Raw genomic sequence first — 24,997 nt, forward strand, 5'->3', positions numbered from 1 at the left:
TGAGAGGTTTTTATAATGCTACAGTCAGTATAACATACCTGCAAAGACAGGAAAAGGTACTTGTTTTGCAAAAGAGGGAAGTATATAATCAGCTTAAAGATGGCGGAAGGAGGGCATGCCATGGAAGAAAAGGGTGTCAGAGACCGGAAAAGGGAACCGGAAGAATATAATTTTGACTATGAAGAACTTGCGGATGCAGAGGTGGATTCTGAACAGGCGGGACGACGTGATGATGCTGTATGGGAAACAACCTGTGATACAGAGGATCCGTATACTGTGGAATCGGAGGACTTTACGGAGGATGAGGACTATGGGGAGTATCCGGAAGGGGATGACCTGGATGACTTCGACGAGGGGGACGGGATTGGCTTCCGGTTCCGGCCATGGATGATTCCGGCTTTTGCGGGCATGATGGTTCTGGCGGTCCTGATCTGTATTCCGCTGTGGAAACTGAGCCATCATGACAGAACTACGGAAAATAATGAATTCGCGGCGGTGACAACAGAAGCGCAGAGCTCAGAACAGGCTTCTGCAGAGACCCCGGAGACCGGGATCGCATCGGAAAAGGTGGCAACGGCGGAACCGGAGACTACACAAATCCCCGAGACGGTTACTCCGGAGCCTGCGGCAGCAGTGACAGAAGCACCGCAACCGACACCTACACAGGCTCCGGAAGCACAGCCGCAGCCGACAGAGGCACCGGTGGCAACCGAAGTCCCCGCTACCAATAATACGGGAGATGCTCTTGCGGAGGGAAATTCCATGACGTTCGGTGATGTGAACGAGACGGTCACTGCCAAGGATGTGAGTAATCTTCGCAGTACACCCTATACCGGAGATGAGGGCAATGTGGTAGGGCAGCTGAAGAACGGAGAGACTCTGGTACGCACCGGAAGGAACGATTCCACCGGATGGTCCAGACTGGAATACAACGGTCAGACGGTTTATGCAGTATCAGCATATCTGACCACGGATCTTACCTATAAGACCCCGGAGAAGCCGACATATCCCAACCGCGTCAGCACCCAGGACGGCAGAGTGATCGTCTTTACGGATTGTGATGATTATATTACCCCCAAAGATCTGATCAATCTGCGGACGGAACCAAGCACCAGCGAGGGAGAGAGCACTGTACGTACCCAGGTGCGGAACGGAACCAATCTGCATCGTACCGGCTACAGTGAAGGATCTGGCTGGTCCAGAGTGGAGTACAACGGTGAGATCCTGTATGCCGTGACCAGCTATGTGATCTCTGGCAGTGCTCCGGAATGACCGACGTATTCGGAAGATAGAATGTAAAAGAAGCTGTACCGTAGGGTGCAGCTTCTTTTACATTAAGATTCTATATAGAGAAAAGTATAAGGGGATAGCAAAAATTATTTCGGTCTTACGGTAAGTCTCTGGATCAGACCGTTTTCATCGGTCTCACGAACCGTGGCGATGGCCATGATGTTGTAGCCTCCGAAGTTGGCAATGAACTCGGCCTGCTCATCATTTACGACCTCAGCATCCAGAATGGAGTAGCGGCGGAAACCGAATTTGTTACGGAAGAACATATTGATGGCCTCTTTTCCGTAGATATGATATTCCTGCTGGGAAGCGGAGGTGGTACAATAGTCACACAGAATGCCATCAGGGGTGAACAACTCTGCAAGTCCGGCAAAATCTTTATTTTCCATAGCTTCTACATATTTTTCAATGGGTCTCATAGCGTGTTCCTCCTTAATATACCTTTTCAGAATTTAACAGTGCGTCAGTACCGCCGTCTACGAACATGATGTTGCCGTTGACACCTCTGGCGGAATCGGATGCCAGGAATACCATCACCTCAGCGATCTCTTCGGGAGCCATCAGACATTCCTGACCGTACTTGGTGGGAATGGGAAGGGCATTCAGTGCCATTTTCGCGGTGGTGCTCATGGTAGCGGTCATGGCAGTATGTACGTTGCCGGGAGCTACCGCATTGATGCGGACACCGTTGGCAGCCCAGGTAGCAGAGACTCTGCGGACCCATCTGGCCAGAGCATATTTGGTGGATACATAGAGACTGTTGCCCACGGAGAGGTTAGTGGAATCCATGGAGGATACCAGGCTTAATACTCTCTTTTCATCACCGATATTGTTCAGCAGATCTACGATATCTTTACGTCCCGCACCCTGGGAAATGGTGTTGGATACGGTGACTACGCAGCTGCCGTGTTTTTTCTTAAGGAGGTCATAGACGCCCTTTGCAATGGCTACGGTTCCGAAATAGTTCAGGGAAATGATCAGTTCCAGATTGCCGCAGGCACCGGAGACACCGGCATTGCAGATCATGCCGTCCAGACCTTCGGGATGCAGCTCATGCAGCTTGTCTACAGCGGCCTGTCTTCCTTCCGGGGTTGCCAGGTTCACGCAGATATCGCCGTCCTTCAGATCGATATTGATGACTTCGTGTCCTTTTTGAAGTAACAGTTCTTTTGTCTTGGCGCCGATTCCGCTGGATGCGCCGGTGATTGCATATACGCCCATGTTAAATCCTCCCTTGTTTTCCGAAGGAAAATCCTGCTCTTCTTGAGGAGCTGCCCTCTTGAGGAGTCACCCCCTTGGCGGGGGGAGAATCTGTCCTTCCTGCTTGCTTTTACTTTATGAGTTCATTATAATAAAATCTGATATCTTTTAAATAACCAAAATAAGAAAAAATGAGGATACCAGATGCTGACCTATGATCTGACTGCCCGTGGCAGAAAAACCATGTATGAATACTTATATGAAGCGATGAAAGCTGACATCTTGAGCGGCCGGCTGACTGCCGGTGAGAAGCTTCCTTCGAAGCGGGCGTTTGCCGAGCACTTACAGGTCAGTGTCAAGACCGTGGAGAATACCTATGAACAGCTGCTGCTGGAGGGCTATATCCGGTCGGAGGAAAAGAGAGGGTATTTTGTCAACCGTCTGGAAGTGAAGAACGTCTCCGCCCCAGCCTATGCATCCTTTGTGACCCGTTTCCGGGAGGAAGAATATCTGGCGGATCTGACGGCCAACAATATTCAATATGATAAGTTCCCCTTTGCCACCTGGGCGAAGATCATGCGGCAGACCCTGACGGATTATGATACGTCTCTGCTTAAGACGGTTCCTTTTAACGGAGTGGAAAAACTAAGGGTGGCCATTGCAGAGCATTTGTATCGGTACCGTGGCATGCATGTGTCACCGGATCATATTATTGTGGGAGCGGGAACAGAATATCTCTACAGTCGTCTGCTACAGTTATTGGGCAAAAATGCAAAATTCGGTGTGGAAAATCCTGGGTATCGCAAGATTACGAAACTGTATGATGTGGGCGGTGTGACCTGGGATTATGTGGACATTGACGGTCAGGGAATGAAAGTGGAACAGCTGGATCAAAAGGGTATTACCGTGGCGCATGTATCGCCGGAACATCATTTTCCCATCGGACTGGTCATGCCAGTGGGAAGACGGCAGGAACTGCTTCGCTGGGCGGCGAAGGAACCGGAGCGCTATATCGTGGAGGACGATTTCGATTGTGAATTCCGCATGGTGGGAAAGCCGGTTCCCTCCATGCAGTCCATGGACCGCAACCACAGAGTTATTTACATCAACACTTTTTCCAAGACCATGGTGCCATCCCTGCGTATCGGCTATATGGTGCTGCCGGAGAAATTGATGGAACGCTATATTTCCACTATGAATTTTTATTCCTGCACGGTATCCGGTTTTGAACAGTATGCCATGGCAGCGTTTCTGGAAAAAGGGTATTTTGAACGCCATATCCGGAGACTGCTCAACGATTACAGAGGGCAGCGGGAGCGGATCTGCCGGATGTTTCGGGAGTCACCTTTAAGTCAGATCAGCCAGATCTATCAGGATGATGCCGGGACTCATTTTCTGCTGCATGTGCGGACGGAACTTAGTGATGTGGAGATCAAGTGGGCGGCCAGACAGCGGGGAATTCTCGTGAACTGTCTGTCGGAATATTGCTTTGCGGATGCGCAGAAATATCGGGGAATTCTGGTCATTCACTATTCGGATATGGCGGATGAGATATTACAGAAGGTGATTGGGGCGCTGGAGGAGATATTTTGTAACTATTCAGAGCCATGAAAAACTGCATTCTGCGAATGCTTGCATTCAGGCAGATAAGCAGTTTTATATGGCGAAGTAACCACATGAGCAAAAGGAAAGCTACGAAGTAGCGGTTTTGCGAATGGGGTTCTGAATAGTTACAATTTTTTGTAATTCATAATTCTTCCCTAATGCGGGAACACTGACAAAAAAGAATGCAGTGTTATCGCATGGAAGGAGAAATTATGAATCAGAGAGTGGGAAGAAGCAGTATCCGTCTGGCACAGCCGGTGTGTGTGATCGCCGGTGCCAGTATCGTGGGAAAAAAAGAAGGCGAAGGACCGTTAGGCACCCTGTTCGACATGGTGGGAGAGGATGATCTCTTCGGCTGTAAGACCTGGGAAGAGGCGGAAAGTAATCTCCAGAAGGACGCAGTCTACATGGTCATGGAAAAGGCCGGATGGAAAGCGGAGGATGTGTCGTATCTCTTCGCCGGTGATCTGTTGGGGCAGTGCATTGCCACTTCCTTCGGTATCTCCGCTTACAATATTCCTCTGTTTGGAGTCTACGGTGCCTGCTCTACCTGCGGGGAAGCGCTGACACTGGGAGCTGTGATGACAGCGGGAGGCTATGCGGAGCATGTGGTCTGTGTGACCTCCAGTCATTTTGCCAGTGCGGAGAAGGAGTTCCGTTTTCCGTTAGATTATGGGAGCCAGAGACCTCTGTCTGCCAGCTGGACGGTGACGGGAAGCGGAGCCTTTGCATTGGGACTAAATCAGAAGTGCAGAGCCCACATTACCGGCATGACTCCCGGAAGGATCGTGGATTACGGCCTGAAAGACTCCATGAACATGGGAGCATGCATGGCCCCGGCCGCTGCAGACACCGTTGCCCGTCACATGGAAGATTTTCATGTGACCCCGGAAGAATATGACCGGATCATCACCGGGGATCTGGGAAGCGTGGGACAGACGGTATTGATCGATCTTTTGCGGGAAAAGGGAATTGACATCGCCGACCGGCACATGGACTGCGGTATCGAGATTTTTGACGCAGAAGCCCAGGACACCCACGCCGGAGGCAGCGGCTGTGGATGCAGCGCTGTGACCCTGGCGGCATACATCCTGCCGAAGCTGGAATCCGGCGAGTGGAAAAAAGTCCTCTTTCTACCCACCGGCGCCCTGCTCAGTAAGACCAGTTTCAACGAAGGTAAAAGCGTGCCGGGGATCGCACATGCGGTAGTATTGGAGAGTCCGGCGGTGAAATAGGGAAAAGCAGCAGGTCAGAAATGAAACACACTCTTGCAAGCGCTGTAAGTTACTGGTAAAATAAACCTCAAACGGCGAAAACACATTATGCCGGGAATGGCTGGTGAGTCAAAATGCGCAGGATAGAATTTAAGATGGAGCGGCCGGGACTGTTGGAGGTCGGACAGAAGATCACAGTGACCGAGGGACTTCTGCCCAGTAACTATTATTATACGATAGACCCGTCTCTGGCCATGTCCCCCAATATTCCTTTTCGTTATCGGTTGAAGAATCGCGAAGGAGTTGTGGCGGATATCGTGGAGAATTCCAGAGGATTCTACGTGACGGCGGAATTTGATGAGCCGGAGGTAGATATGACGAAGTAAACGCTATGTGCATGCTGCATCGGATTTTGGATGTGCCAGGATCCGGAGGCATCCTCAGGGCGTAATTATAGGAAGAAGAGGAGAATATTATGTTACAGAAGATTTCAACAGACAAAGCACCCGCAGCAATCGGACCTTATTCCCAGGGAATCGTACTGGGCAATATCTTTTTCGCATCCGGTCAGATCCCTATTGATCCTGCAACCGGAGAGATCCACGGCACCACGATTGAAGAGCAGGCAGAGCAGGTAATGAAGAACATCGGCGAGCTGCTAAAGGCAGCAGGTACCGGCTACACCAGAGTAGCCAAGACCTCCTGCTTCCTAGCAGACATGGGCGATTTCGCAGCTTTCAATCAGGTCTATGCAAAGTACTTTACTGAGAATCCTGCCAGAAGCTGCGTTGCAGTCAAGACCCTTCCCAAGAACGTATTATGTGAAGTGGAAGTCATTGCGGAAGTATAAAGTGTAAGTAACCACCATGAGCAAATAGCATGATGTCGGGGTCAAAATCCCCACAGAGGCAGTTCTGCAAATGGGGCGCTACGAAGGTTATAAAGAAGAACAGGACGGAAGATCGTCGCTTACAGGCGGCGATTTTCTTGTGTATAGGTAAGGTGGACAGAAATTTATGAAAAACAATATTACTCTGATCGGCATGCCGGGTTCGGGAAAAAGTACGGTAGGCGTGGTTCTGGCAAAGCGCCTGGGCAGACGTTTTGTGGATTCGGATCTGGTGATTCAGGAAAGACACGGTAAATTATTGCATGAACTCATCACGGAACACGGCGTGGAGGGCTTCTGGCAGATTGAGAGCAACGTAAATGCCTCTCTGAATCTGGAAAACAGCATCATTGCCACCGGCGGAAGCGCCTGCTACGAGCCGGAGGGTATGCAGCATCTGCGGGATATCAGCACCGTGGTATATTTGAAGCTTCCTTATGAGGAAGTGGAACAGCGGCTGGGAGATCTGAATGCCAGAGGTGTGACCCTGCAGCCCGGTCAGACATTGAGGGACCTGTACGAGGAGAGAACCCCTTTGTATGAAAAATATGCGGATCTGATCATAGACTGTAGCAGAAAAATGCTGCGGGATGTAGTGGCGGAGATTGCTGAGAGATATAAGAAACAGCCCTGACAAGATCACATAACCGTAAAGCAGCATGGAACGAAAAATATAAGGAATGGAAAATACAGCTATGGAAAATACGAGAACAAAAACTACGAGAAACAGCCTGATCCTGCTGTTAACGGCTGCCATCTGGGGCATGGCATTCGTCTCCCAGAGCAAGGGCATGGACTATATGCATCCGTTCACCTTTAACGGTGTCCGTTCCCTGATCGGTGCCGCCAGCATTCTGGTGTATATTCTGATCAGCAGAAAGATTGCAGGGGACAAAGCTGCGCCCCTTGACTGGAAACTGAATGTGAAAGCAGGACTTTTGTGTGGCATTTTCCTAACGATCGCCAGTACCTTGCAGCAGTTCGGTATTAAATACACCAGTGTCGGTAAGGCGGGATTTATCACAACGCTATATATCATTTTTGTCCCCATGTTCGGTATCTTTTTGAAGAAAAAAGTGGCGCCGGTGGTCTGGGCGGCAGCAGTCATGGCAGCCGTGGGCATGTATCTGCTCTGCATGACCGAGTCCCTGCGTCTCGGAGCCGGAGATATCATGGTATTTTTATGTGCCATTGCATTTGCCATACAGATCATGACCGTTGACCATTATGCAGCAAGAATTGACGGAGCTGTGGTATCCTGTATCCAGTTCACGGTCTGTGGAGTGGTCTGCTGCATCGGAGCACTCATCTGGGGACAGCCCACCTTCGGTCAGCTGCAGGAAGGCCTGGGAGCCCTGTTATATGCCGGTGTTTTAAGCTGTGGTGTGGGTTATACCTTACAGATCGTAGGCCAGAAAGGACTGAATCCTACGGTGGCGGCACTGATCATGAGCCTGGAATCCGTGATCGCTACGATTTCTGGCTGGATCGCTTACAAGATCGGATTTCTGACTACTGATCAGACACTGACAGCCAGGCAGATCGCAGGCTGCGTTATCGTATTTGCAGCGGTGATCCTGGTACAGCTTCCGCCGGAATGGTTTCGTTTTGGCAAAAAGAATGCATCAATAAAGAATGCATAATTTTAAGAAAAAGTGCAGAGACTGTCCTTAAACAGATAGTAAGGGGGAAATGCAGAGAATGGATTATATCAATGCTTTCTGGGTGGGCGGCCTGATCTGTGCTTTGGTGCAGATATTAATGGAAAAAACGAAGATGATGCCGGGACGCATCATGGTGCTTCTGGTGGTCACCGGTGCGGTCATCAGTGCACTTGGCTGGTATGAACCGTTTCAGGATTATGCGGGAGCCGGTGCCAGTGTACCGTTATTGGGCTTTGGAAATGTATTAATGAAGGGCGTGAAAGAAGCGGTGCAGGAACAGGGATTTTTAGGACTGTTTGCCGGAGGATTCAAGGCTGGAGCCGTGGGAACCTCCGCAGCGCTGATCCTCGGTTATCTGGCGAGCCTGCTCAGCAAACCGAAGATGAAGGAGTGACCGTCAGGAACCGCTCCTATGAATGATTCGAAGAACTGGGGATACCCCGGAGAGCGGGATCAGAGTTCTTCGTAGGAGATACCCTTCAGATCCAGATATTTTTTTAATGCCTTGTCCCATGCGGTGTCGGCACTTTTGTCCATGGTGAAGGTCTGGTAGGCGCACCCGGTGGTGAGAACCGTTTTTTCCCCGTCGTAGCGGATGTTCAGCACCAGTGCCCGGATGACGTCAGGGTCCACCTGGGCTTTTGTAAGCATGGCGGCGGCTTTATCCGGCTGCATATGAAGCACGAATTTAAAATACAAAGGAGTGTGTTTTCCCTTGATGAGGTCAAAGCACAGTCCTTTTATTTTGCTCCAGGACTGCAGATCCCAGGGGATGCAGTCTTCCCCCCGTTCGTCCGCGGGATAGAAGTCCTTGTTGATATGCCCGTCGATCGTCACGGTGAGAGCCGTACTGACGGTGGCTTCTTCCAGCAGGAAAGGATCGAAAGTATCCGCTACCAGCAGGTGATTCATAAAATTTTTCATGGATGTAATCTGTAATGCGATCATAGGGACTCCTTATATGTTTGTGAGAAGAACTCTGTGAGGAGCTTCGGTCGAAACGGAACAATCCGTAGGCATCAAAGTCGGGGACTTTTGGCCCCGGCATCATAATATGCTGACTATATAGAAATAGTATAAACGAAGTCCGCCGAAAAGGGAATATGAATATTTTGTGTAAAGGCTTTACGAACGGAATGTTTCGTGTTATTATAAGTAGTATTAAAAACTACATAGTATGGTTTTTAAAAAATGAAAATAATTGTAACTATTCAGTGCCCCATTCGCAGAATGACTCTTTGGGAGTTATATTTTTGAATAGCTGCAATCAATGATATGGAGATTAATATGAGTTTTAAAATCGTAGTAGACAGCTGTTGTGAATTGCCGGAAGAATATTTGCAGGATTCCCGGTTCGAGATCGTGCCCCTGGGATTGGAAGTGGGAGATTACCAGATTCAGGATGATGAGAATTTTGATCAGGCGGAATTTCTGAAGAAGGTGGCAGAGTATCCGAAGTGCCCCAAGTCGGCATGTCCTTCCCCAGAGCGTTTCAGGGAAGCCTACCACACAGAAGCAGAGCATGTGTATGTGATCACTTTATCCTCCCACCTCAGCGGAAGCTATAACAGTGCGGTGCTGGGAATGAATTTATATCGGGAAAAATACGGGAAGAAGCAGATCCACGTCATCGATTCCGAGTCCGCCAGCTGTGGTGAGACTCAGATCGTGAAGAAGCTGGTAGAACTGGAGGAGCAGAGACTTTCTTTTGAAGAGATCGTGAAGCAGATCGAAGAGTTCCGAAGCAATGTGCATACCTATTTTGTACTGGATAATCTGGAGACGCTGCGCAAGAACGGCAGACTGACCGGTGTGAAAGCACTGGTGGCATCCACACTGAACATCAAGCCGATCATGGCCGGAGACAAGGGCAGTATCGTGCAGAGAGGCCAGAGCGTCGGCATGAAGAAAGCACTCCGAAGAATGGCGGAGATCGTTCTGGAAGAGGCAGGGGATACGAAGGAACGTTTCCTGATGATCACCCACTGCAATGCTCCTGACCGCGCCGAGACCATGAAGAAGCTTCTTATGGAAAAGGCAGAGTTCAAAGGATGCCTGATCATGGACACCCGCGGTGTCAGCAGCATGTACGCCAACGATGGCGGCGTGATCGTGACGGTGTAAAAAGATTAATATCATAGGCAATATAGCTCCGGCGGATTAGCCTGTCATTTTTTGTTTCTGACAGCCTGTTCCGCCTGGGCTATTTTTTTCATAAAAAGCAAATATAGAGGGCATTTTATGAAAAACAGAATTTGAGAGAGCGGTTCCATGAATCTGGCAGAATAAGAAATTGAAATGTAAGAGCTTACATACACATCAGACAAACATCCTCATGCATATTCCACAAAAAGATAGATAAAAAATTAACTTTCCTAAAAACTATTGATAGTTTTTATTATTTAGGATACAATTACACATATACAAAAATCAGTAGCCGACAAGAAACGGCTATTTTTTAAAAAATAAAATGTAAGCACTTACACGGCGCAACAGGCAGCCTGCTCAGGTGGCCAATGCCATAGTACGTGTCAGTAAAACACCGCGCCTGCAGACGGAGAGCAGCACGCCATAGCCGTTGCCGGCAGCGCCCGTGGCGCAGGGCATAAAAGTAACGCAGGCATCAGCCCGCAGAATGGAGAAGATTATGAGCCGATTGAAGATAGCTACCCCGAATAAAGCACAGCTTACGGTGGAACGCCTGTACAAAGATCTGGAGAGAAGAATTATCGCCAGCCCGCCCGGATTATGTCCGGTGGACCTGCAGCTTTCTTTTCTGAAAATGTGTCATGCCCAGACCTGTGGTAAATGTGTGCCCTGCCGTGTGGGACTGGGGCAGTTGCAGAACCTGATGGAGGATGTATTGGCAGGCAAAGCCACCCTGAAGACACTGGATCTGATCCGGGATACCGCTTCCGACATTGTGGACTCCGCTGACTGTGCCATCGGTTACGAGGCGGCCCATATGGTACTGGCCGGACTGGAAGGCTTCCGTGAGGATTATGTCTACCACATTGAACATGGCGGAAAATGTTCCTGCCATATTACCCAGCCGGTTCCCTGTGTGGCGCTGTGCCCCGCAGGTGTGGATATCCCCGGTTACATAGCACTGGTGAAGGAAGGGCGTTATGCAGATGCCGTGAAGCTGATCCGCAAGGACAATCCTTTCCCCACCGCCTGTGCCCTGATCTGTGAGCATCCCTGTGAGGCAAGATGCCGCCGCAACATGATCGATAGTGCCATCAATATCCGCGGCCTGAAGCGTATGGCAGTGGACAATGCCAGAGCCAACACGGTTCCTGTGCCTGAGAAAGCGGAGAGCACCGGTAAAAAAGTAGCAATCATCGGCGGAGGCCCCGGCGGACTGTCTGCGGCATATTATCTGGAGCTGATGGGACACCATGCCGTGGTATTTGAGGAAAAGAGCAAGCTGGGCGGTATGCTGCGCTACGGAATTCCCAACTATCGTTTCCCAAGAGAACGCTTACAGGAGGATATTGACACTATTCTGTCCACCGGAGTGGAAGTGAAATTGAACACCAGAGTCGGCAACGGCGAAGGTGAGATTTCTTATAATAAGCTGCACGAAGAATACGATGCAGTCTATATTGCCATCGGTGCCCATACGGATAAAAAGATCGGTATCGAGGGAGAGGATGCCAACGGTGTCATGTCTGCAGTGGAAATGCTGCGCCGCATCGGTGACGATGACATGCCGGACTTCAAGGACAAGACCGTAGTCGTAGTCGGCGGCGGTAACGTAGCCATGGACTGTACCCGTTCCGCCATTCGTCTGGGTGCGAAAAAGGTGGGAATTGCCTACCGCAGAAGACAGACCGATATGACGGCGCTTCCTGAAGAAGTGGAAGGCGCCATCGCAGAGGGCGCAGAGCTTTACAGCCTGAAAGCACCTCACAAGATCGAAGCCGACGAGAACGGCAATGTGACGGCTCTGTGGGTAGAACCGCAGATCATCGGCCCCATCGATGCCTGGGGACGAGCCCGTCCGATCCAGGCGGATGTGCCTCTCCTTCGAATCCCCTGTGATATCGTCGTGGTGGCCATCGGTCAGGGTATCGAGACCCGCCATTTCGAGGAGGCGGGTATCTCCGTAAAACGAGGCACCATTACTGCCATGAGTGACAGTGAAGTCAAGGATGTCCACGGTGTATTTGCCGGTGGTGACTGTGTGACCGGTCCGGCTACCGTCATCCGTGCCATTGCCGCCGGAAAAGTAGCTGCAGCCAATATCGATGAATATCTGGGTTACCACCATGTAGTACCCTGTGATGTGGAGATCCCGCCGGTATCCTACGAGGACAAGGAACCCTGCGGACGGATCCAGCTGAGTGAAAAGGAAGCCGGAGAGCGCAAGACGAATTTCGATGCATTTGAATGCGGCATGACGAAGCAGGAAGCCTGCCAGGAAGCGGGCAGATGCTTACGCTGCGATAAATACGGCTACGGAAGCTTAAAGGGCGGCCGAGCTGCCATCTGGTAAAAAGAGGAGCAAACAATGGGCGAGAAAATGATAAACCTTACAATAGACGGCGTGCAGCTGCAGGTCCCGGAGGGAACCAGCGTCATGAGCGCGGCAGCAGGCGTGGGAATCGAAGTACCGCATCTGTGCTTTTTAAAAGACATCAATGAGATCAGTGCCTGCAAGGTCTGCGTGGTGGAAGTGCAGGGAAAAAGCAAGCTGATCACAGCCTGCAACAGCCCGGTGGAAGAGGGAATGGTAGTGTATACCAATTCTCCGAAGGTACGCCGTGTGCGCAAGACAAATGTGGAACTGATCCTGTCCCAGCATGATTGTCACTGTGCCACCTGCGTCAGAAGCCGTAACTGTAATTTACAGCAGATTTCCAACGATCTGGGAATTCTGGAAGTACCTTTTACCGAGGAAGTTCCCGAGACACCCTGGGATCATTCTTTCCCTCTGATCCGGGATTCCAGAAAATGTATTAAATGTATGCGCTGTGTACAGATCTGCGATAAAGTCCAGGCCATGCATGTCTGGGATGTACAGAACACCGGATCCCGTACCACAGTAGATGTGGCGGATAATAAGACCATCGATTGCTCCGACTGTACACTGTGTGGACAGTGTATTACCCATTGTCCTACCGGAGCATTGCGGGAACGAGACGATACATACAAGGCTTTCGAGGCACTGGCGGATCCCGAGAAGGTCACAGTAGTCCAGGTGGCACCGGCGGTAAGAACCGCATGGGGCGAGGAACTGGGACTGAATGCGGAGGAAGCTTCCGAGGGCAAAATGGTGGCAGCGCTGAAGCGCATTGGTTTTGACTATGTATTTGATACCAACTTCGCAGCGGATCTGACGATTATGGAAGAGGGAAACGAACTGCTGGATCGGCTGGACAATTCCCGGAAATATGCATGGCCCATGTTTACCTCCTGCTGTCCCGGCTGGGTAAGCTTCGTGTCCAAGAAGTATCCGGAGTATCTGCGGAATTTGTCCACGGCAAAATCCCCCCAGCAGATGTTCGGTGCCATGGCGAAGACTTATTTTGCACAGAAGAAAGGGATTGATCCCAATAATATCTGCTGTATCTCCATCATGCCCTGCGTATCCAAGAAGAGAGAGGCTTCTCTTTCTTATATGAAGAGCGCCGGAGCCGGACAGGATGTGGATATTGTACTGACCACAAGAGAATTCGTGCGGATGATCCGTGCCGAGCATATCAATACCCGGTTCTTAAAGGAGCAGGCTTTTGATTCTCCTCTGGGAGAAAGCACCGGTGCCGGAGTGATCTTCGGCGTCACCGGCGGTGTCATGGAGGCAGCACTTCGTACTGCATATGCAGTAGTGGAAGGCAAGAATCCGGAAGCAGATGCTTTCCGGGCAGTCCGGGGAAGAGACGGCAGAAGAGAAGCAGACTTCACACTGGGAGATCAGACCTTACATACCTGTACTGTCAGCGGACTGGCCAATGCGGAGAAGCTGATGGAGGACATTAAGGCAGGAAGGGTATCCTATGATTTCGTGGAAGTCATGGCATGCCCCGGTGGTTGTGTCGGAGGCGGCGGACAGCCCATCCACGACGGATGCGAATTCGCGGAGCGGCGCGGAGGCACCCTGTACCGTCTGGACAGTGAGAGAAAGCTTCGCTTCTCCCATGAGAACCCCGAGGTACAGAAGGCCTACGAAGAGTTTCTGGGCAAGCCCCTCAGCCGCACCGCCCATAAGCTTTTGCATTCCGAACACGTGAACGAACTGTACTTTGAAACACATAACTACTTGTAATACCAGGTGACCGATTCAGCCGCAGGGCATGCTTGCATGCGCCTGCGGCTGAATCAGGGAACCGCCCAAACATGAGGAAGAAGCGATTTGCGAAGCAAATCAGCGGAATCCGAATGTTTGCAAGACCCTATTGACATTTTTTCACACAGGGTCTATACTGTGTATAGTTTAAAGATGATTACTAGAGTAAGAGTGGACGTGCGCCACTCTTTCTTGTTGTTGTAACGACAGCTCATATCAGTAAAGGAGGGCCTACATGTCCAAACGAGAGGACTACGAAAACAGAACCGAAGAACTGCTGACGCCCATCGCAGAAGTAAGTCAGGTGGAGATCTACGATGTGGAGTATGTAAAAGAAGGCAGTGACTACTATCTGAGAGCTTACATCGACAAGCCGGAAGGTGTGAACATTCTGGATTGCGAGAATGTCAGCAGAGCATTATCCGAAGCTCTGGACAAGGCTGATTTCATTCCGGATGCTTACATTCTGGAAGTCAGCAGCCCGGGACTGGGTAGAACGCTGAAAAAGGATAAGCATTTGCAGAAGAGCATTGGTGAAGAAGTAGAGATCAAGCTGTTCAAGCCCATTGACAAATGCAAAGAGTTTTCTGGCATTCTGGAGAGCTTCAATGCAGATAACATTACGATCACGGAAAACGGCAGCCCGAGAACTTTTGCCAGAGCAGACATTGCCCTGATCCGTCTTGCATTAGATTTTTGATACTATTCAGAGCCAAAGGGCGAAGGAATAGTTATAGCTTGTAGAATAAGAAGAAACCATACACTAAGAAAAGGCGAAAGCCGGAATGGAGGAAATGATGAATAAGGAATTAATGGAGGCACTGGACGTTCTGGAGAAGGAGAAGGAGATCAGCAAGGAGACCTTGTTTGAAGCCATCGAGAACTCCCTGATGACAGCCTGCAAGAACCATTTTGGAAAGGCTGACAATGTCCATGTGGAGATTAATAGAGAGACCTGCGATTTTCTGGTATATGCTGAGAAGGAAGTCGTTCCCACGAAGGATGATGTGGAGGATGACTGCCTACAGATTGCTCTGGAGGATGCACAGGAGATCTCCAAGAGAGCACAGGTGGGCGACATGATCCATGTGGAGATCAAGTCCAAGGAGTTCGGCCGTATCGCTACCCAGAACGCCAAGAACGTGATCTTACAGAAGATCCGTGAGGAAGAGAGAAGCGTGATCTACAACCAGTACTACGAGAAGGAAAAGGATGTTGTGACCGGCGTAGTACAGCGTTATGTAGGCAAGAACATCAGCATCAATCTGGGTAAGGCAGATGCCATGCTGACCGAGAACGAGCAGGTAAAGGGCGAAGTATTCAAGCCCACCGAGCGTATCAAGGTTTACATTGTGGAAGTAAAGAACACCCCGAAGGGACCCCGCATCAATGTCAGCCGTACCCATCCGGAACTGGTAAAGAGACTGTTCGAGTCCGAAGTTACCGAGATCAAGGACGGTACCGTAGAGATCAAGAGCATTGCCAGAGAGGCAGGAAGCCGTACCAAGATCGCTGTATGGAGCAATAACCCCAATGTAGATGCTGTCGGCGCCTGTGTAGGTATGAATGGTGCCCGCGTCAATGCTATCGTGGAAGAGCTGCGCGGTGAGAAGATCGATATCGTGAACTGGGATGAGAACCCCGGTAACCTGATTCAGAATGCACTTTCTCCTGCCAAGATCGTAGCAGTATTTGCAGATCCCGATGAGAAGACCGCAAAGGTAGTCGTACCCGATTATCAGTTGTCTCTGGCTATCGGTAAGGAAGGTCAGAACGCAAGACTGGCAGCAAGACTGACCGGCTACAAGATCGACATCAAGTCCGAGACTCAGGCCAAGGATGCTCCCGGCTTCCGTTATGAGGACTATGTGGATGATTACGAAGATGATACCGTAGACGATTTTGATGGAGAGCAGGAATAATCAATGGCAAAAAAGATTCCACTGAGGCAGTGCGTAGGCTGCGGAGAAATGAAAGGCAAAAAAGAAATGCTGCGTGTCCTGAAAACACCGGAAGATGAGATATGTCTGGATGCAACCGGCAAAAAAAACGGACGTGGTGCATATATATGCAGACAGAAGGAATGTCTGCAGAAAGCCCGGAAGAATAAAGGATTAGAACGTTCTTTCAAGATGAGTATTTCTCCTGAGGTATATGATACACTGGAAAAGGAGTTTGATCAGCTTGAAACAGAATAAGATTTATTCCCTTTTGGGACTTGCGATGAGGGGGCGTAACCTGGTAAGCGGTGAATTCCAGACGGAGGACGCTGTGAAAAAAGGTTCTGCCATGTTGGTGATCGTTGCAGAGGATGCATCGGCCAATACGAAAAAGTTGTTTCACGACAAATGTTCCTATTATGAAGTCCCGGTATATGAATATGGCACGAAGGAAGAACTCGGCTGGGCCATCGGCCGGGATCTGAGATCTTCGGTAGGTGTGTGTGATGCGGGACTGGCAGATGCACTCATCAAGCAATTGGAAGCGAATTTGCCCGGTTAGGCAGAATGGAGGAAAGCATGGCGAAAATCAAAGTACATGAACTCGCAAAAGAATTGGAACTACAGAGTAAGGATATATTAAGTTTTTTACAGGAAAAAGGAATTGAGGCAAAGGCAGCACAGAGCTCGCTGGAAGAGGATGCGGCAGCACTGGTACGCAACAGCCTCGGAAAGAAAAAAGCAGCTGCACCCGCAGCACAGAAAGCTCCGGTAAATGCCGAAAACGCAAAGCCTGCTGAGGAAAAGGCTCAGGCACCCGCAGGGGAAGCAAAGGCTCAGGAAACGAAAGTTTCCGAGGAGACCAAATCTACTGAGGAGACGAAAAAGAAGAAAAAGATTATTTTCGTTAGCAACCCTCAGAATTCCAAGATGCCCGGACAGCGTCAGGGTGGTCAGAGTGGACAGGGACAGAGAAATGCAGGCGGACAGCGTCCGAATCAGGGCGGCAGATACCAGAACAATGGTTACCAGAATAATTCCTACGGCAACCGTGTTCAGGCACAGGCTCCCGTACGTCCCATCAAGCCGCTGACCCCTCCGTCTCCCACTCCCAGCGTGGCAATGGTACCCGGCAACCGTGGACAGCAGCCTGCGAAAAAGCCTCAGACACAGGCACCGGTAAAGGAGCAGGCAGTACAGAATACTGCAGCCGCACAGGCACCTCAGGCAGCACAGCCTGCACAGAATGTGGCACAGACCAGACCGGCAGACAAACCTCAGAACGGTAACCGTGACAACCGCGATAACCGTCAGGGCGGTTACGGTCAGAATAATCGTGACAACCGTGGACAGAACGAGCGTGGCCAGGGCGGTTACAACCGTGACAACAGAGACGGCAATCGTGACAATCGTCAGGGTGGCTACGGACAGGGTAACCGTCAGGGCGGACAGAATGGTAACAGAGGAGGTATGGGCAATGGCAGACCTCAGGGAGGCGGATTTAACAGACAGGGTCGTCCGGGTATGGAAGGCGGTCAGGGTGATCGCCGCGGTAACGGCAATGGTGAGCGCGGTTACGGCAATAACGGCCGCGACGGAAGAGGCAATGGCGGATCGGGTAATCGATTCGGAGATAACAGACAGAATAAGGGCTTCGCTCCGGAACCTGCAGGCAAGGATCTTGAGAAGAAGCGCGAAGATGAAAAGAGACGTTTCAGCCAGGAGAAGGACAACAAGCGTTCCAAGAAGGACCATATCTACGAGGACGAGGACGCGCTGAAGAACAAGCCCGGACGTTTCATCAAGCCGGAAAAGAAGAAGGAAGAGGTACAGGAAGAGCAGATCAAGGTGATCGTGCTGCCGGAATCCATTACCATCAAAGAACTGGCTGAGAAGATGAAGTTACAGCCCGCAGCCATCATCAAGAAGCTGTTCCTGGAAGGTAAGATTGTAACCGTGAACCAGGAGATCTCCTATGAAGATGCAGAGAACATTGCCATGGAATATGACATTCTCTGTGAAAAAGAGGTCAAGGTAGATGTTATCGAAGAGCTGTTGAAGGAAGATGAAGAGGACGAGGCAGATCTGGTGGAGAGACCTCCCGTAATCTGTGTTATGGGTCACGTTGACCATGGTAAGACTTCCCTGTTAGACGCTATCCGTAAGACCAACGTAACCGATCGTGAGGCAGGTGGTATCACCCAGCACATCGGCGCTTATACTGTAAATGTGGGAGACCGTAAGATCACCTTCTTAGATACTCCCGGACACGAAGCATTTACCGCCATGCGTATGCGTGGTGCCAATGCGACCGATATCGCTATCCTGGTAGTAGCAGCGGACGACGGCGTAATGCCTCAGACCGTAGAGGCGATCAACCATGCAAAGGCAGCAGGTGTGGAGATCATCGTAGCAGTGAACAAGATCGATAAGCCCTCAGCCAACATTGACCGTGTAAAACAGGAGCTGGCAGAGTACGAGCTGATCCCCGAGGATTGGGGCGGAAGTACCGTATTTGCACCGGTATCTGCGAAGAGCGGAGAAGGTATCGACCAGCTGCTTGACATGATCCTGCTGACCGCAGATATCATGGAACTCAAGGCCAACCCCAAGAGAAAAGCAAGAGGTCTGGTCATCGAGGCAGAGCTGGATAAGGGACGCGGTCCCGTGGCTACCGTACTGGTACAGAAAGGTACCCTGCATGTGGGAGATTTCATTTCCGCAGGCGTGGCACACGGTAAGGTAAGAGCCATGATCGATGATAAGGGACGCAGAGTAAAAGAAGCAGGACCGTCTACCCCTGTAGAAATCCTGGGCCTGTCCGATGTTCCCAGTGCAGGTGAAGTATTCCTGGCTCATGATAATGATAAGACAGCAAAATCCTATGCGGAGACCTATCTGGCACAGAACAAGGAAAAGATGCTGGAAGAGACCAAGGGCAGAATGTCCCTGGATGATCTGTTCAGCCAGATCCAGGAGGGTAATCTGAAGGAACTGAACCTGATCGTCAAGGCTGACGTACAGGGTAGTGTCGAGGCTGTAAAACAGTCCCTGATGAAGCTGTCCAACGAAGAAGTAGTAGTTAAATGTATCCACGGCGGCGTAGGTGCCATCAATGAGTCCGACGTATCTTTAGCAAGTGCGTCCAACGCGATCATCATCGGATTCAACGTTCGTCCCGATGCGACTGCCAAGGCAACCGCAGAGAGAGAGGGCGTGGATGTACGTCTGTACAAGGTCATCTACCAGGCTATCGAAGATGTGGAAGCTGCCATGAAGGGTATGCTGGATCCCGTATACGAGGAGAAGGTTATCGGTCATGCAGAGGTTCGTCAGATCTTCAAGGCATCCGCTATCGGTAACATTGCAGGTTCCTATGTTCTGGACGGTGTGTTCCAGAGAGGCTGTAAGGTTCGTATCACCCGTGAGGGCGAGCAGATCTTCGAAGGCAACCTGGCTTCCTTGAAGAGATTCAAGGATGATGTGAAGGAAGTTAAGGCCGGATATGAGTGTGGTCTCGTATTCGAAGGCTTTGACAAGATGCAGGAGCTGGATATCGTAGAAGCATATATCATGGTGGAAGTACCACGGTAGGTTACTAGAACGCATCCGTTCGCAGATGCATTCCGCTTACCCACGCTCGCGCTCTGCAAAAAACGTAGCGGACACTAAGAATCTTCCTGCGCTTTGCTTGCAAGATTCAAGTGCCGACGTTTTTCAACGGGGTTACGCGAAACGCATTCTGTTCGCGGATGCTCGCCAAGACGTCTACGATACCCGCAGGAAAGAATTAAGAAGGAATAAGAATGAGAAAGAATAGTGTGAAAAATACCCGTATCAACGGGGAAGTACAGCGCGTTCTGGCAGAGATCATCCGGGGCTGTCTCAAGGACCCCCGGATCAGTCCCTGGACCAGTGTGGTCGCTGTGGAAGTGGCACCGGATCTGAAGAGCTGTAAGGCATGGATCAGCGTGCTGGGAGACGAGGAAGTCAGAAAGTCTACCCTGCAGGGACTGAAGAGCGCCGAAGGCTTTATCCGCAGAGAACTGGCTCGTACCATCAATCTGCGTAATACTCCGGATATCACTTTTGTGATGGATCAGTCCATTGAATACGGTGTCAATATGTCCCACAAGATCGATGAGGTCATTGCAGCGGATGAACAGGCACAGAAGCCGGAAAATGAAGTGGTGGAAGATACGGAAGAAACAGAGGAAGGTGACGAGTAATGGATTTGCGTGAAGAATGTCTGGGTGCGAAAAAGATCGGCATCAGCGGACATATTCGTCCGGATGGAGACTGTGTGGGTGTATGTCTTTCCTTACAGATGTATCTGCGTAAACTCCTTCCCGAAGCGGAAGTTACCGTATATCTGCAGAAGCCGTCCGAAGAGTTTTCATATCTGAAAGGATACGATGAGATTCAGACTGAATGTCCCGTGCAGGAGCCTTTTGATGTGTATTTTGCGCTGGATTGCAGTGGGGATCGTCTGGGAGATGCGGAGACGTATTTCCAGAATGCGAAAAAGAAGATCAACATTGATCATCACATCAGCAATTCCGGTTGCGGTGATGTGAATCTGGTCCGTCCGGAAGTGGGAAGTGCCTGTGAGGTGCTGTATCACATTATGGATGCGGAACTTATTGACAAGGATATTGCGGAAGCGCTGTATACCGGCATCATCCATGATACCGGTGTATTCCAGTATTCCAATACGACACCGGAGACGCTGCAGGCAGCAGCGTTTCTGATCTCCTTCGGATTCAATTTCCCGAAGCTGATCGAGGAAAGCTTTTATCAGAAGACCTATCTGCAGACCCAGATCATGGGCAGAGCTCTGATGGAGAGCATTCGTTTCATGGACGGACGCTGCATCGTGAGCATGGTGGACCGCAAGACCATGGAATTCTACAATGCGGTACCGGGAGATCTGGACGGCATTGTGAACCAGTTGCGCAATATCAAGGGCGTGGACTGTGCGATTTTCATGTATGAGACCAACGTACTGGAGTACAAGGTCAGCATGCGTTCCAATGAGAAAGTAGATGTGGCGAAGGTGGCATCTTTCTTCGGAGGCGGCGGACATGTACGTGCCGCAGGCTGCACTATGAAGGGAACCTTCCATGATTGTGTCAACAATTTGTCACTGCACATCGACAAACAACTGCGGGGAGAACAGGATTAATGGACGGCATCATCAATGTATATAAGGAAGCGGGCTTTACCTCCCATGATGTGGTAGCCAAGCTTCGCGGGATCTGCCGGCAGAAAAAGATAGGGCACACAGGTACACTGGATCCACAGGCTACCGGTGTGCTTCCTGTATGTCTGGGGAATGCTACCAGAGCATGTGAAATGCTGACGGACAGGACCAAGGAATATGTGGCAGAACTTCTGCTGGGACAGATCACAGATACCCAGGATATCACGGGAACCGTTCTGGAAGAGCGGGAAGTGGCGGTGAGTGAAGCACAGGTACGTGAAGTGATCGCCGGTTTTGTCGGCGGCTATGACCAGATCCCACCCATGTATTCTGCACTGAAGGTCAATGGGAAAAAGCTCTATGAGCTGGCCAGAGCGGGCAAAGAAGTGGAACGGCAGGCAAGACATGTGGATCTGCCGGCAATCGAGATTCTGGAAATAAAGTTTCCCGTGGTAAAATTCCGCGTGGAATGTTCCAAGGGAACCTATATCCGCAGTCTCTGTGCCGATATTGGGGAAAAACTGTGCTGCGGCGGCACCATGCAGAGCCTCGTTCGCACCAGAGTCGGGGAATTCCGGCTGGCAGATGCCCTGACACTTGCACAGCTGCAGGAACTTCGGGACACGGAGAGGCTGGAGGAAGCACTGCTTCCCACAGACCGTATTTTTTCGGATTTTCCCATGTTGCATGTGGAGGAAAAGTGGCGGAAACTGATCGATAACGGGAATGCTTTTTATCCGGGACAGACTGTGGAACAGACCACACATCCGGCAGGAGAGTGGGTGCGCATCTACAGAGAGGATGACAGCTTCGTGGGCATTTATGCGTATGATGAAACGAAGGAATGGTACAAGCCCGTGAAGATCTTCCCAAGTAATACAGAAAGCAGGAAATAGACTTGGAAATCATTGCAGGAACAACAGACTTTTATCTGGAAAAAGATACAGCAGTAGCCATCGGTAAATTTGACGGAGTCCATCTGGGCCACAGGAGACTTTTGGAAGAGATTCTTGGCCGAAAAAAATATGGGCTGGCGGCGTGCGTGTTCACCTTTGACCCTACACCGGCAGTGCTGTTCGGCCTGTCTGACGGTAAAGAACTGACCACCAGAGAGGAAAAAAGACGCCTGTTTGAACGTCTGGGAATCGACACTCTGATCGAGTTCCCTCTTACGAAGGAGACTGCAGCCACAGAGCCAGAGCGTTTTGCAACAGAGATTCTGGCCAAACAGATGAATACCCGGTTTGTGGCGGCAGGCGAGGATCTGTCTTTTGGCAAGAACGGCGCAGGAAATGCCGAACTTCTGGAGAGAATGGCGCCGCATCTGGGCTTTTGCGTCCAGACCATAGAGAAGATCGAAGTGAACGGCATCGAAGTCAGCTCCACTTACATCCGCAAGCTGGTGGAAGAGGGCCGGATGGAAGAGGCCGAAGAGATGCTGGGAATGCCTTATACACTGGTGGGAGCAGTGGAGCATGGCAATCATATCGGACATACCCTGGGATTTCCAACGGTGAATCTGCTGCCTCCCGCAGGCAAACTTCTGCCGCCCAACGGAGTTTACTATGCGGCGGTGCGCCATAATGGAAAGATCTATAAGGCCATCAGCAATGTGGGAACCAAACCCACGGTTTCTTCTGAAAAAGTGATGGGGGTGGAATCTTATCTGTATGATTTTGACCAGGACATCTACGGGCAGGAGATCGAGGTGGCTTTGAAAAGATTTCGGCGCCCGGAACGCAGATTTGGATCGCTGGAAGAACTTAAGGAGCAGCTGGACCGGGATATTGCGGATGGTCGAAATGCGTAGGAAAAACAGCTGTTTTACGCAAACACGGTAGAAATTGCGTAAAGTTTTGTAAAGAAAAGTAAAAGAAAAGTAAAATTTACATTGCAAGTTTTTATTCTATCTCGTAAAATATATTTTGGATTGTTTATATAAGAATAAATTTGAAAATTATTGTTTTGGTTTTTCGGAAGAGAATCAAGAGAGATTGAGGGATTAAAAATGAGCTTTGGAACAATATTGACAATGGCAGGAGGTCTGGGACTGTTTCTATTCGGAATGGAGTTGATGAGTGATTCCATTGAGAAGGTAGCAGGTGCCAGACTTCGACGTATTCTGGAAATCTTTACCACCAACCGTTTCATGGGTATGATCGTCGGTATTATTTTTACCGGTATCATCCAGTCTTCTTCGGCATGTACGGTTATGGTCGTCAGCTTCGTTAACTCTGGTCTGATGAATCTGTATCAGGCGGCGGGCGTTATCCTCGGTGCAAACATCGGTACTACCATTACTTCACAGCTGGTATCTTTTAATTTATCCAAAATAGCACCGCTGATCCTGCTGGTGGGTGTGGTCGTGATGATGTTTACGAAGAAGGAAAAGGTCCGTAAGGTGGCGGAAGTGGTCGTTGGTTTCGGTATCCTGTTCGTAGGCCTGAGCACCATGTCCCAGGCTATGGCGAACATGAAGAATGAGCCACAGGTGGTCAATCTGCTGATGTCTCTGAAGAACCCGTTCTTAGCCACATTGATGGGATTTGCTCTGACAGCCATTATCCAGAGTTCGTCCGTAACGGTCAGCATTGTGTTGTTGCTGGCTAATCAGGATCTGCTGCCGTTACCTATTACGCTGTACATTATCCTGGGATGTAATATCGGTGCCTGCGCTACCGCAATGTTAGCTTCCATGACCGGTAAAAAGGACGCAAAGAGAGCAGCACTGATCCATCTGCTGTTCAATATTATCGGTACGGTTATTATTTACATTGCCCTGTTTGTGGCAGGAGACCAGATTGTGGAACTGATCAAGTCTATCTCTGCGGACAACGGCCGGTTCGTAGCAAATGCACATACGCTGATCAAGATTGCGCAGGTAATTATGCTGTTCCCGTTCACTGGCTGGCTGGTGAAGATGACTTACCTGATCGTACCCGGCGAGGATCAGAAGGTTGGTTACAGAGAGAGCTATCAGTTAAAATACATCGGCGACAAAGTGGTGTTCAACCCCGCCACTGCAGTGGTAGAAGTTATCAAGGAGCTGGAGCGTATGGCTTCTCTGGCAGAGGAGAATCTGAACCGTGCCATGAATGCCCTGATCACGTTGGATGAAGAGGACATCGAGGAAGTCTACGAGGTAGAGAAAAATATCAATTTCCTGAACCATGCCATCACGGACTATCTGGTAAAGATCAACCAGACCACGCTGCCCATCGAAGACTTGAACAGTCTGGGTGCCCTGTTCCATGTGGTGAACGATATCGAGCGTATCGGTGATCATGCGGAGAACGTGGCGGATGCTGCCAGACAGCGTAAGGAAGAAGGCGTTTCCATCAGTAAGGAAGCCCAGAAGGAACTGGGAGATATGCTGGAAATGGTCAACAAGATCATTCGTTATGCTGTAGAAATGTTCGCCAAGAGCGATGAATCCCATATGCAGGAGATTGTTACTCTGGAGGATCAGGTAGACGAGAAGGAACGCGAACTGCAGAAGAAACATGTAGAGCGTCTGACCAAGGGAGAGTGTTCTCCCGAAGCCGGCATGATCTTCTCCGATATCGTATCCGGACTGGAGAGAGTAGCAGACCATGCCACCAATATCGCTTTTGCCATTACCACAGAAGAGGATGCCGAAGACGGCGATATCAAACGGTAATTAACTAGAAAGTTAGCCTAGCTACGAGCCATGCAAAAA

At 50.2% G+C, this 24,997-nt stretch carries 24 protein-coding genes; 21 read left to right on the forward strand and 3 right to left on the reverse strand.

The window, feature by feature from the left end; all coding sequences use genetic code 11:
- Nucleotides 1–120: 120 nt before the first annotated feature.
- Nucleotides 121–1,272, forward strand: coding sequence for an SH3 domain-containing protein (locus tag DW835_RS15300; RefSeq protein ID WP_022313404.1), 1,152 nt, complete (start codon nucleotides 121–123; stop codon nucleotides 1,270–1,272).
- Nucleotides 1,273–1,376: 104 nt separating this feature from the next.
- Here the strand turns inward: DW835_RS15300 and DW835_RS15305 are convergent, their stop codons facing one another.
- A complete protein-coding gene (locus tag DW835_RS15305) occupies nucleotides 1,377–1,709 on the reverse strand; it encodes a nuclear transport factor 2 family protein (protein ID WP_118539162.1) in 333 nt (110 codons plus the stop codon).
- A gap of 13 nt (nucleotides 1,710–1,722) precedes the next feature.
- Nucleotides 1,723–2,511: an SDR family oxidoreductase gene (locus DW835_RS15310; protein WP_117466166.1), complete on the reverse strand. Its 789-nt coding sequence runs from the start codon at nucleotides 2,509–2,511 to the stop codon at nucleotides 1,723–1,725.
- Nucleotides 2,512–2,694: 183 nt separating this feature from the next.
- On the opposite strand from DW835_RS15310, the gene DW835_RS15315 reads away from it, so the two are divergent.
- From DW835_RS15315 to DW835_RS15345, 7 genes are all read left to right on the forward strand, one after another.
- Nucleotides 2,695–4,101 (forward strand): PLP-dependent aminotransferase family protein, encoded by a 1,407-nt coding sequence (locus tag DW835_RS15315; protein ID WP_243037209.1) that lies wholly within the window; start codon nucleotides 2,695–2,697, stop codon nucleotides 4,099–4,101.
- 206 nt (nucleotides 4,102–4,307) lie between these two features.
- Nucleotides 4,308–5,330 (forward strand): stage V sporulation protein AD, encoded by a 1,023-nt coding sequence (locus DW835_RS15320; protein ID WP_118505145.1) that lies wholly within the window; start codon nucleotides 4,308–4,310, stop codon nucleotides 5,328–5,330.
- Nucleotides 5,331–5,443: 113 nt separating this feature from the next.
- Nucleotides 5,444–5,695, forward strand: a complete 252-nt coding sequence (locus DW835_RS15325) for a hypothetical protein (protein ID WP_022153424.1) — start codon at nucleotides 5,444–5,446, stop codon at nucleotides 5,693–5,695.
- A gap of 89 nt (nucleotides 5,696–5,784) precedes the next feature.
- Entirely contained in the window at nucleotides 5,785–6,159 is a 375-nt protein-coding gene (locus DW835_RS15330; RefSeq protein WP_022312675.1) for a RidA family protein, read from the forward strand.
- Nucleotides 6,160–6,325: 166 nt separating this feature from the next.
- The gene (locus DW835_RS15335; protein ID WP_022313590.1) at nucleotides 6,326–6,832 is read left to right on the forward strand and encodes a shikimate kinase; all 507 of its coding nucleotides are present in this window, start codon (nucleotides 6,326–6,328) and stop codon (nucleotides 6,830–6,832) included.
- Between the two features lie 46 nt (nucleotides 6,833–6,878).
- Nucleotides 6,879–7,841 carry a DMT family transporter gene (locus tag DW835_RS15340; RefSeq protein WP_243037210.1) on the forward strand — a complete coding sequence of 321 codons (963 nt, stop codon included), beginning with the start codon at nucleotides 6,879–6,881 and terminating at the stop codon, nucleotides 7,839–7,841.
- 58 nt (nucleotides 7,842–7,899) lie between these two features.
- The gene (locus DW835_RS15345; protein ID WP_022313592.1) at nucleotides 7,900–8,256 is read left to right on the forward strand and encodes a SpoVA/SpoVAEb family sporulation membrane protein; all 357 of its coding nucleotides are present in this window, start codon (nucleotides 7,900–7,902) and stop codon (nucleotides 8,254–8,256) included.
- Between the two features lie 59 nt (nucleotides 8,257–8,315).
- Here the strand turns inward: DW835_RS15345 and DW835_RS15350 are convergent, their stop codons facing one another.
- A complete protein-coding gene (locus tag DW835_RS15350) occupies nucleotides 8,316–8,810 on the reverse strand; it encodes a DUF5721 family protein (RefSeq protein ID WP_118669666.1) in 495 nt (164 codons plus the stop codon).
- Nucleotides 8,811–9,149: 339 nt separating this feature from the next.
- On the opposite strand from DW835_RS15350, the gene DW835_RS15355 reads away from it, so the two are divergent.
- The 13 genes from DW835_RS15355 (at nucleotide 9,150) to DW835_RS15415 (ending at nucleotide 24,958) form a co-directional block, all read left to right on the forward strand.
- Nucleotides 9,150–9,986, forward strand: coding sequence for a DegV family protein (locus tag DW835_RS15355; RefSeq protein ID WP_118669665.1), 837 nt, complete (start codon nucleotides 9,150–9,152; stop codon nucleotides 9,984–9,986).
- Between the two features lie 523 nt (nucleotides 9,987–10,509).
- On the forward strand, nucleotides 10,510–12,363 hold the full coding sequence (locus tag DW835_RS15360) for an NAD(P)-binding protein (RefSeq protein WP_118669668.1): 1,854 nt from the start codon (nucleotides 10,510–10,512) through the stop codon (nucleotides 12,361–12,363).
- A 27-nt stretch (nucleotides 12,364–12,390) separates the two neighbouring features.
- On the forward strand, nucleotides 12,391–14,133 hold the full coding sequence (locus DW835_RS15365; protein ID WP_118669667.1) for an NADH-dependent [FeFe] hydrogenase, group A6: 1,743 nt from the start codon (nucleotides 12,391–12,393) through the stop codon (nucleotides 14,131–14,133).
- Between the two features lie 256 nt (nucleotides 14,134–14,389).
- The gene (rimP, locus tag DW835_RS15370) at nucleotides 14,390–14,854 is read left to right on the forward strand and encodes a ribosome maturation factor RimP (RefSeq protein WP_117466160.1); all 465 of its coding nucleotides are present in this window, start codon (nucleotides 14,390–14,392) and stop codon (nucleotides 14,852–14,854) included.
- Nucleotides 14,855–14,951: 97 nt separating this feature from the next.
- A complete protein-coding gene (gene nusA / locus DW835_RS15375; protein WP_022313423.1) occupies nucleotides 14,952–16,076 on the forward strand; it encodes a transcription termination factor NusA in 1,125 nt (374 codons plus the stop codon).
- 3 nt (nucleotides 16,077–16,079) lie between these two features.
- On the forward strand, nucleotides 16,080–16,352 hold the full coding sequence (locus DW835_RS15380) for a YlxR family protein (RefSeq protein ID WP_022313422.1): 273 nt from the start codon (nucleotides 16,080–16,082) through the stop codon (nucleotides 16,350–16,352).
- Entirely contained in the window at nucleotides 16,339–16,656 is a 318-nt protein-coding gene (locus DW835_RS15385) for a ribosomal L7Ae/L30e/S12e/Gadd45 family protein (protein WP_022313421.1), read from the forward strand. Before DW835_RS15380 ends, DW835_RS15385 begins: the two co-directional genes overlap by 14 nt.
- Nucleotides 16,657–16,673: 17 nt before the next feature.
- Nucleotides 16,674–19,688, forward strand: coding sequence for a translation initiation factor IF-2 (infB, locus tag DW835_RS15390; protein ID WP_118669664.1), 3,015 nt, complete (start codon nucleotides 16,674–16,676; stop codon nucleotides 19,686–19,688).
- A gap of 212 nt (nucleotides 19,689–19,900) precedes the next feature.
- The gene (gene rbfA / locus DW835_RS15395) at nucleotides 19,901–20,323 is read left to right on the forward strand and encodes a 30S ribosome-binding factor RbfA (protein ID WP_118669663.1); all 423 of its coding nucleotides are present in this window, start codon (nucleotides 19,901–19,903) and stop codon (nucleotides 20,321–20,323) included.
- Nucleotides 20,323–21,279: a bifunctional oligoribonuclease/PAP phosphatase NrnA gene (locus tag DW835_RS15400; RefSeq protein WP_118669662.1), complete on the forward strand. Its 957-nt coding sequence runs from the start codon at nucleotides 20,323–20,325 to the stop codon at nucleotides 21,277–21,279. The genes rbfA and DW835_RS15400 overlap by 1 nt, the downstream gene beginning before the upstream one ends.
- Nucleotides 21,279–22,193 (forward strand): tRNA pseudouridine(55) synthase TruB, encoded by a 915-nt coding sequence (truB, locus tag DW835_RS15405; RefSeq protein ID WP_117569056.1) that lies wholly within the window; start codon nucleotides 21,279–21,281, stop codon nucleotides 22,191–22,193. Before DW835_RS15400 ends, truB begins: the two co-directional genes overlap by 1 nt.
- A 2-nt stretch (nucleotides 22,194–22,195) precedes the next feature.
- Nucleotides 22,196–23,107 (forward strand): bifunctional riboflavin kinase/FAD synthetase, encoded by a 912-nt coding sequence (locus tag DW835_RS15410; RefSeq protein ID WP_118669661.1) that lies wholly within the window; start codon nucleotides 22,196–22,198, stop codon nucleotides 23,105–23,107.
- A gap of 198 nt (nucleotides 23,108–23,305) precedes the next feature.
- Nucleotides 23,306–24,958 carry a Na/Pi cotransporter family protein gene (locus DW835_RS15415; RefSeq protein WP_117569054.1) on the forward strand — a complete coding sequence of 551 codons (1,653 nt, stop codon included), beginning with the start codon at nucleotides 23,306–23,308 and terminating at the stop codon, nucleotides 24,956–24,958.
- Nucleotides 24,959–24,997: the final 39 nt, after the last annotated feature.

The organism is Clostridium sp. AM34-9AC, from assembly GCF_003480225.1.
Classification (GTDB): domain Bacteria; phylum Bacillota; class Clostridia; order Lachnospirales; family Lachnospiraceae; genus Acetatifactor; species Acetatifactor acetigignens.

Excerpts from the sequence above, each read along its gene's own strand:
- DW835_RS15300 (WP_022313404.1), top strand. The coding sequence starts at position 121 with ATGGAAGAAAAGGGTGTCAGAGACCGGAAAAGGGAACCGGAAGAATAT.
- DW835_RS15305 (WP_118539162.1), bottom strand. The coding sequence starts at position 1,709 with ATGAGACCCATTGAAAAATATGTAGAAGCTATGGAAAATAAAGATTTT.
- DW835_RS15310 (WP_117466166.1), bottom strand. The coding sequence starts at position 2,511 with ATGGGCGTATATGCAATCACCGGCGCATCCAGCGGAATCGGCGCCAAG.
- DW835_RS15315 (WP_243037209.1), top strand. The coding sequence starts at position 2,695 with ATGCTGACCTATGATCTGACTGCCCGTGGCAGAAAAACCATGTATGAA.
- DW835_RS15320 (WP_118505145.1), top strand. The coding sequence starts at position 4,308 with ATGAATCAGAGAGTGGGAAGAAGCAGTATCCGTCTGGCACAGCCGGTG.
- DW835_RS15325 (WP_022153424.1), top strand. The coding sequence starts at position 5,444 with ATGCGCAGGATAGAATTTAAGATGGAGCGGCCGGGACTGTTGGAGGTC.
- DW835_RS15330 (WP_022312675.1), top strand. The coding sequence starts at position 5,785 with ATGTTACAGAAGATTTCAACAGACAAAGCACCCGCAGCAATCGGACCT.
- DW835_RS15335 (WP_022313590.1), top strand. The coding sequence starts at position 6,326 with ATGAAAAACAATATTACTCTGATCGGCATGCCGGGTTCGGGAAAAAGT.
- DW835_RS15340 (WP_243037210.1), top strand. The coding sequence starts at position 6,879 with ATGGAAAATACAGCTATGGAAAATACGAGAACAAAAACTACGAGAAAC.
- DW835_RS15345 (WP_022313592.1), top strand. The coding sequence starts at position 7,900 with ATGGATTATATCAATGCTTTCTGGGTGGGCGGCCTGATCTGTGCTTTG.
- DW835_RS15350 (WP_118669666.1), bottom strand. The coding sequence starts at position 8,810 with ATGATCGCATTACAGATTACATCCATGAAAAATTTTATGAATCACCTG.
- DW835_RS15355 (WP_118669665.1), top strand. The coding sequence starts at position 9,150 with ATGAGTTTTAAAATCGTAGTAGACAGCTGTTGTGAATTGCCGGAAGAA.
- DW835_RS15360 (WP_118669668.1), top strand. The coding sequence starts at position 10,510 with ATGAGCCGATTGAAGATAGCTACCCCGAATAAAGCACAGCTTACGGTG.
- DW835_RS15365 (WP_118669667.1), top strand. The coding sequence starts at position 12,391 with ATGATAAACCTTACAATAGACGGCGTGCAGCTGCAGGTCCCGGAGGGA.
- rimP (WP_117466160.1), top strand. The coding sequence starts at position 14,390 with ATGTCCAAACGAGAGGACTACGAAAACAGAACCGAAGAACTGCTGACG.
- nusA (WP_022313423.1), top strand. The coding sequence starts at position 14,952 with ATGAATAAGGAATTAATGGAGGCACTGGACGTTCTGGAGAAGGAGAAG.
- DW835_RS15380 (WP_022313422.1), top strand. The coding sequence starts at position 16,080 with ATGGCAAAAAAGATTCCACTGAGGCAGTGCGTAGGCTGCGGAGAAATG.
- infB (WP_118669664.1), top strand. The coding sequence starts at position 16,674 with ATGGCGAAAATCAAAGTACATGAACTCGCAAAAGAATTGGAACTACAG.
- rbfA (WP_118669663.1), top strand. The coding sequence starts at position 19,901 with ATGAGAAAGAATAGTGTGAAAAATACCCGTATCAACGGGGAAGTACAG.
- DW835_RS15400 (WP_118669662.1), top strand. The coding sequence starts at position 20,323 with ATGGATTTGCGTGAAGAATGTCTGGGTGCGAAAAAGATCGGCATCAGC.
- truB (WP_117569056.1), top strand. The coding sequence starts at position 21,279 with ATGGACGGCATCATCAATGTATATAAGGAAGCGGGCTTTACCTCCCAT.
- DW835_RS15415 (WP_117569054.1), top strand. The coding sequence starts at position 23,306 with ATGAGCTTTGGAACAATATTGACAATGGCAGGAGGTCTGGGACTGTTT.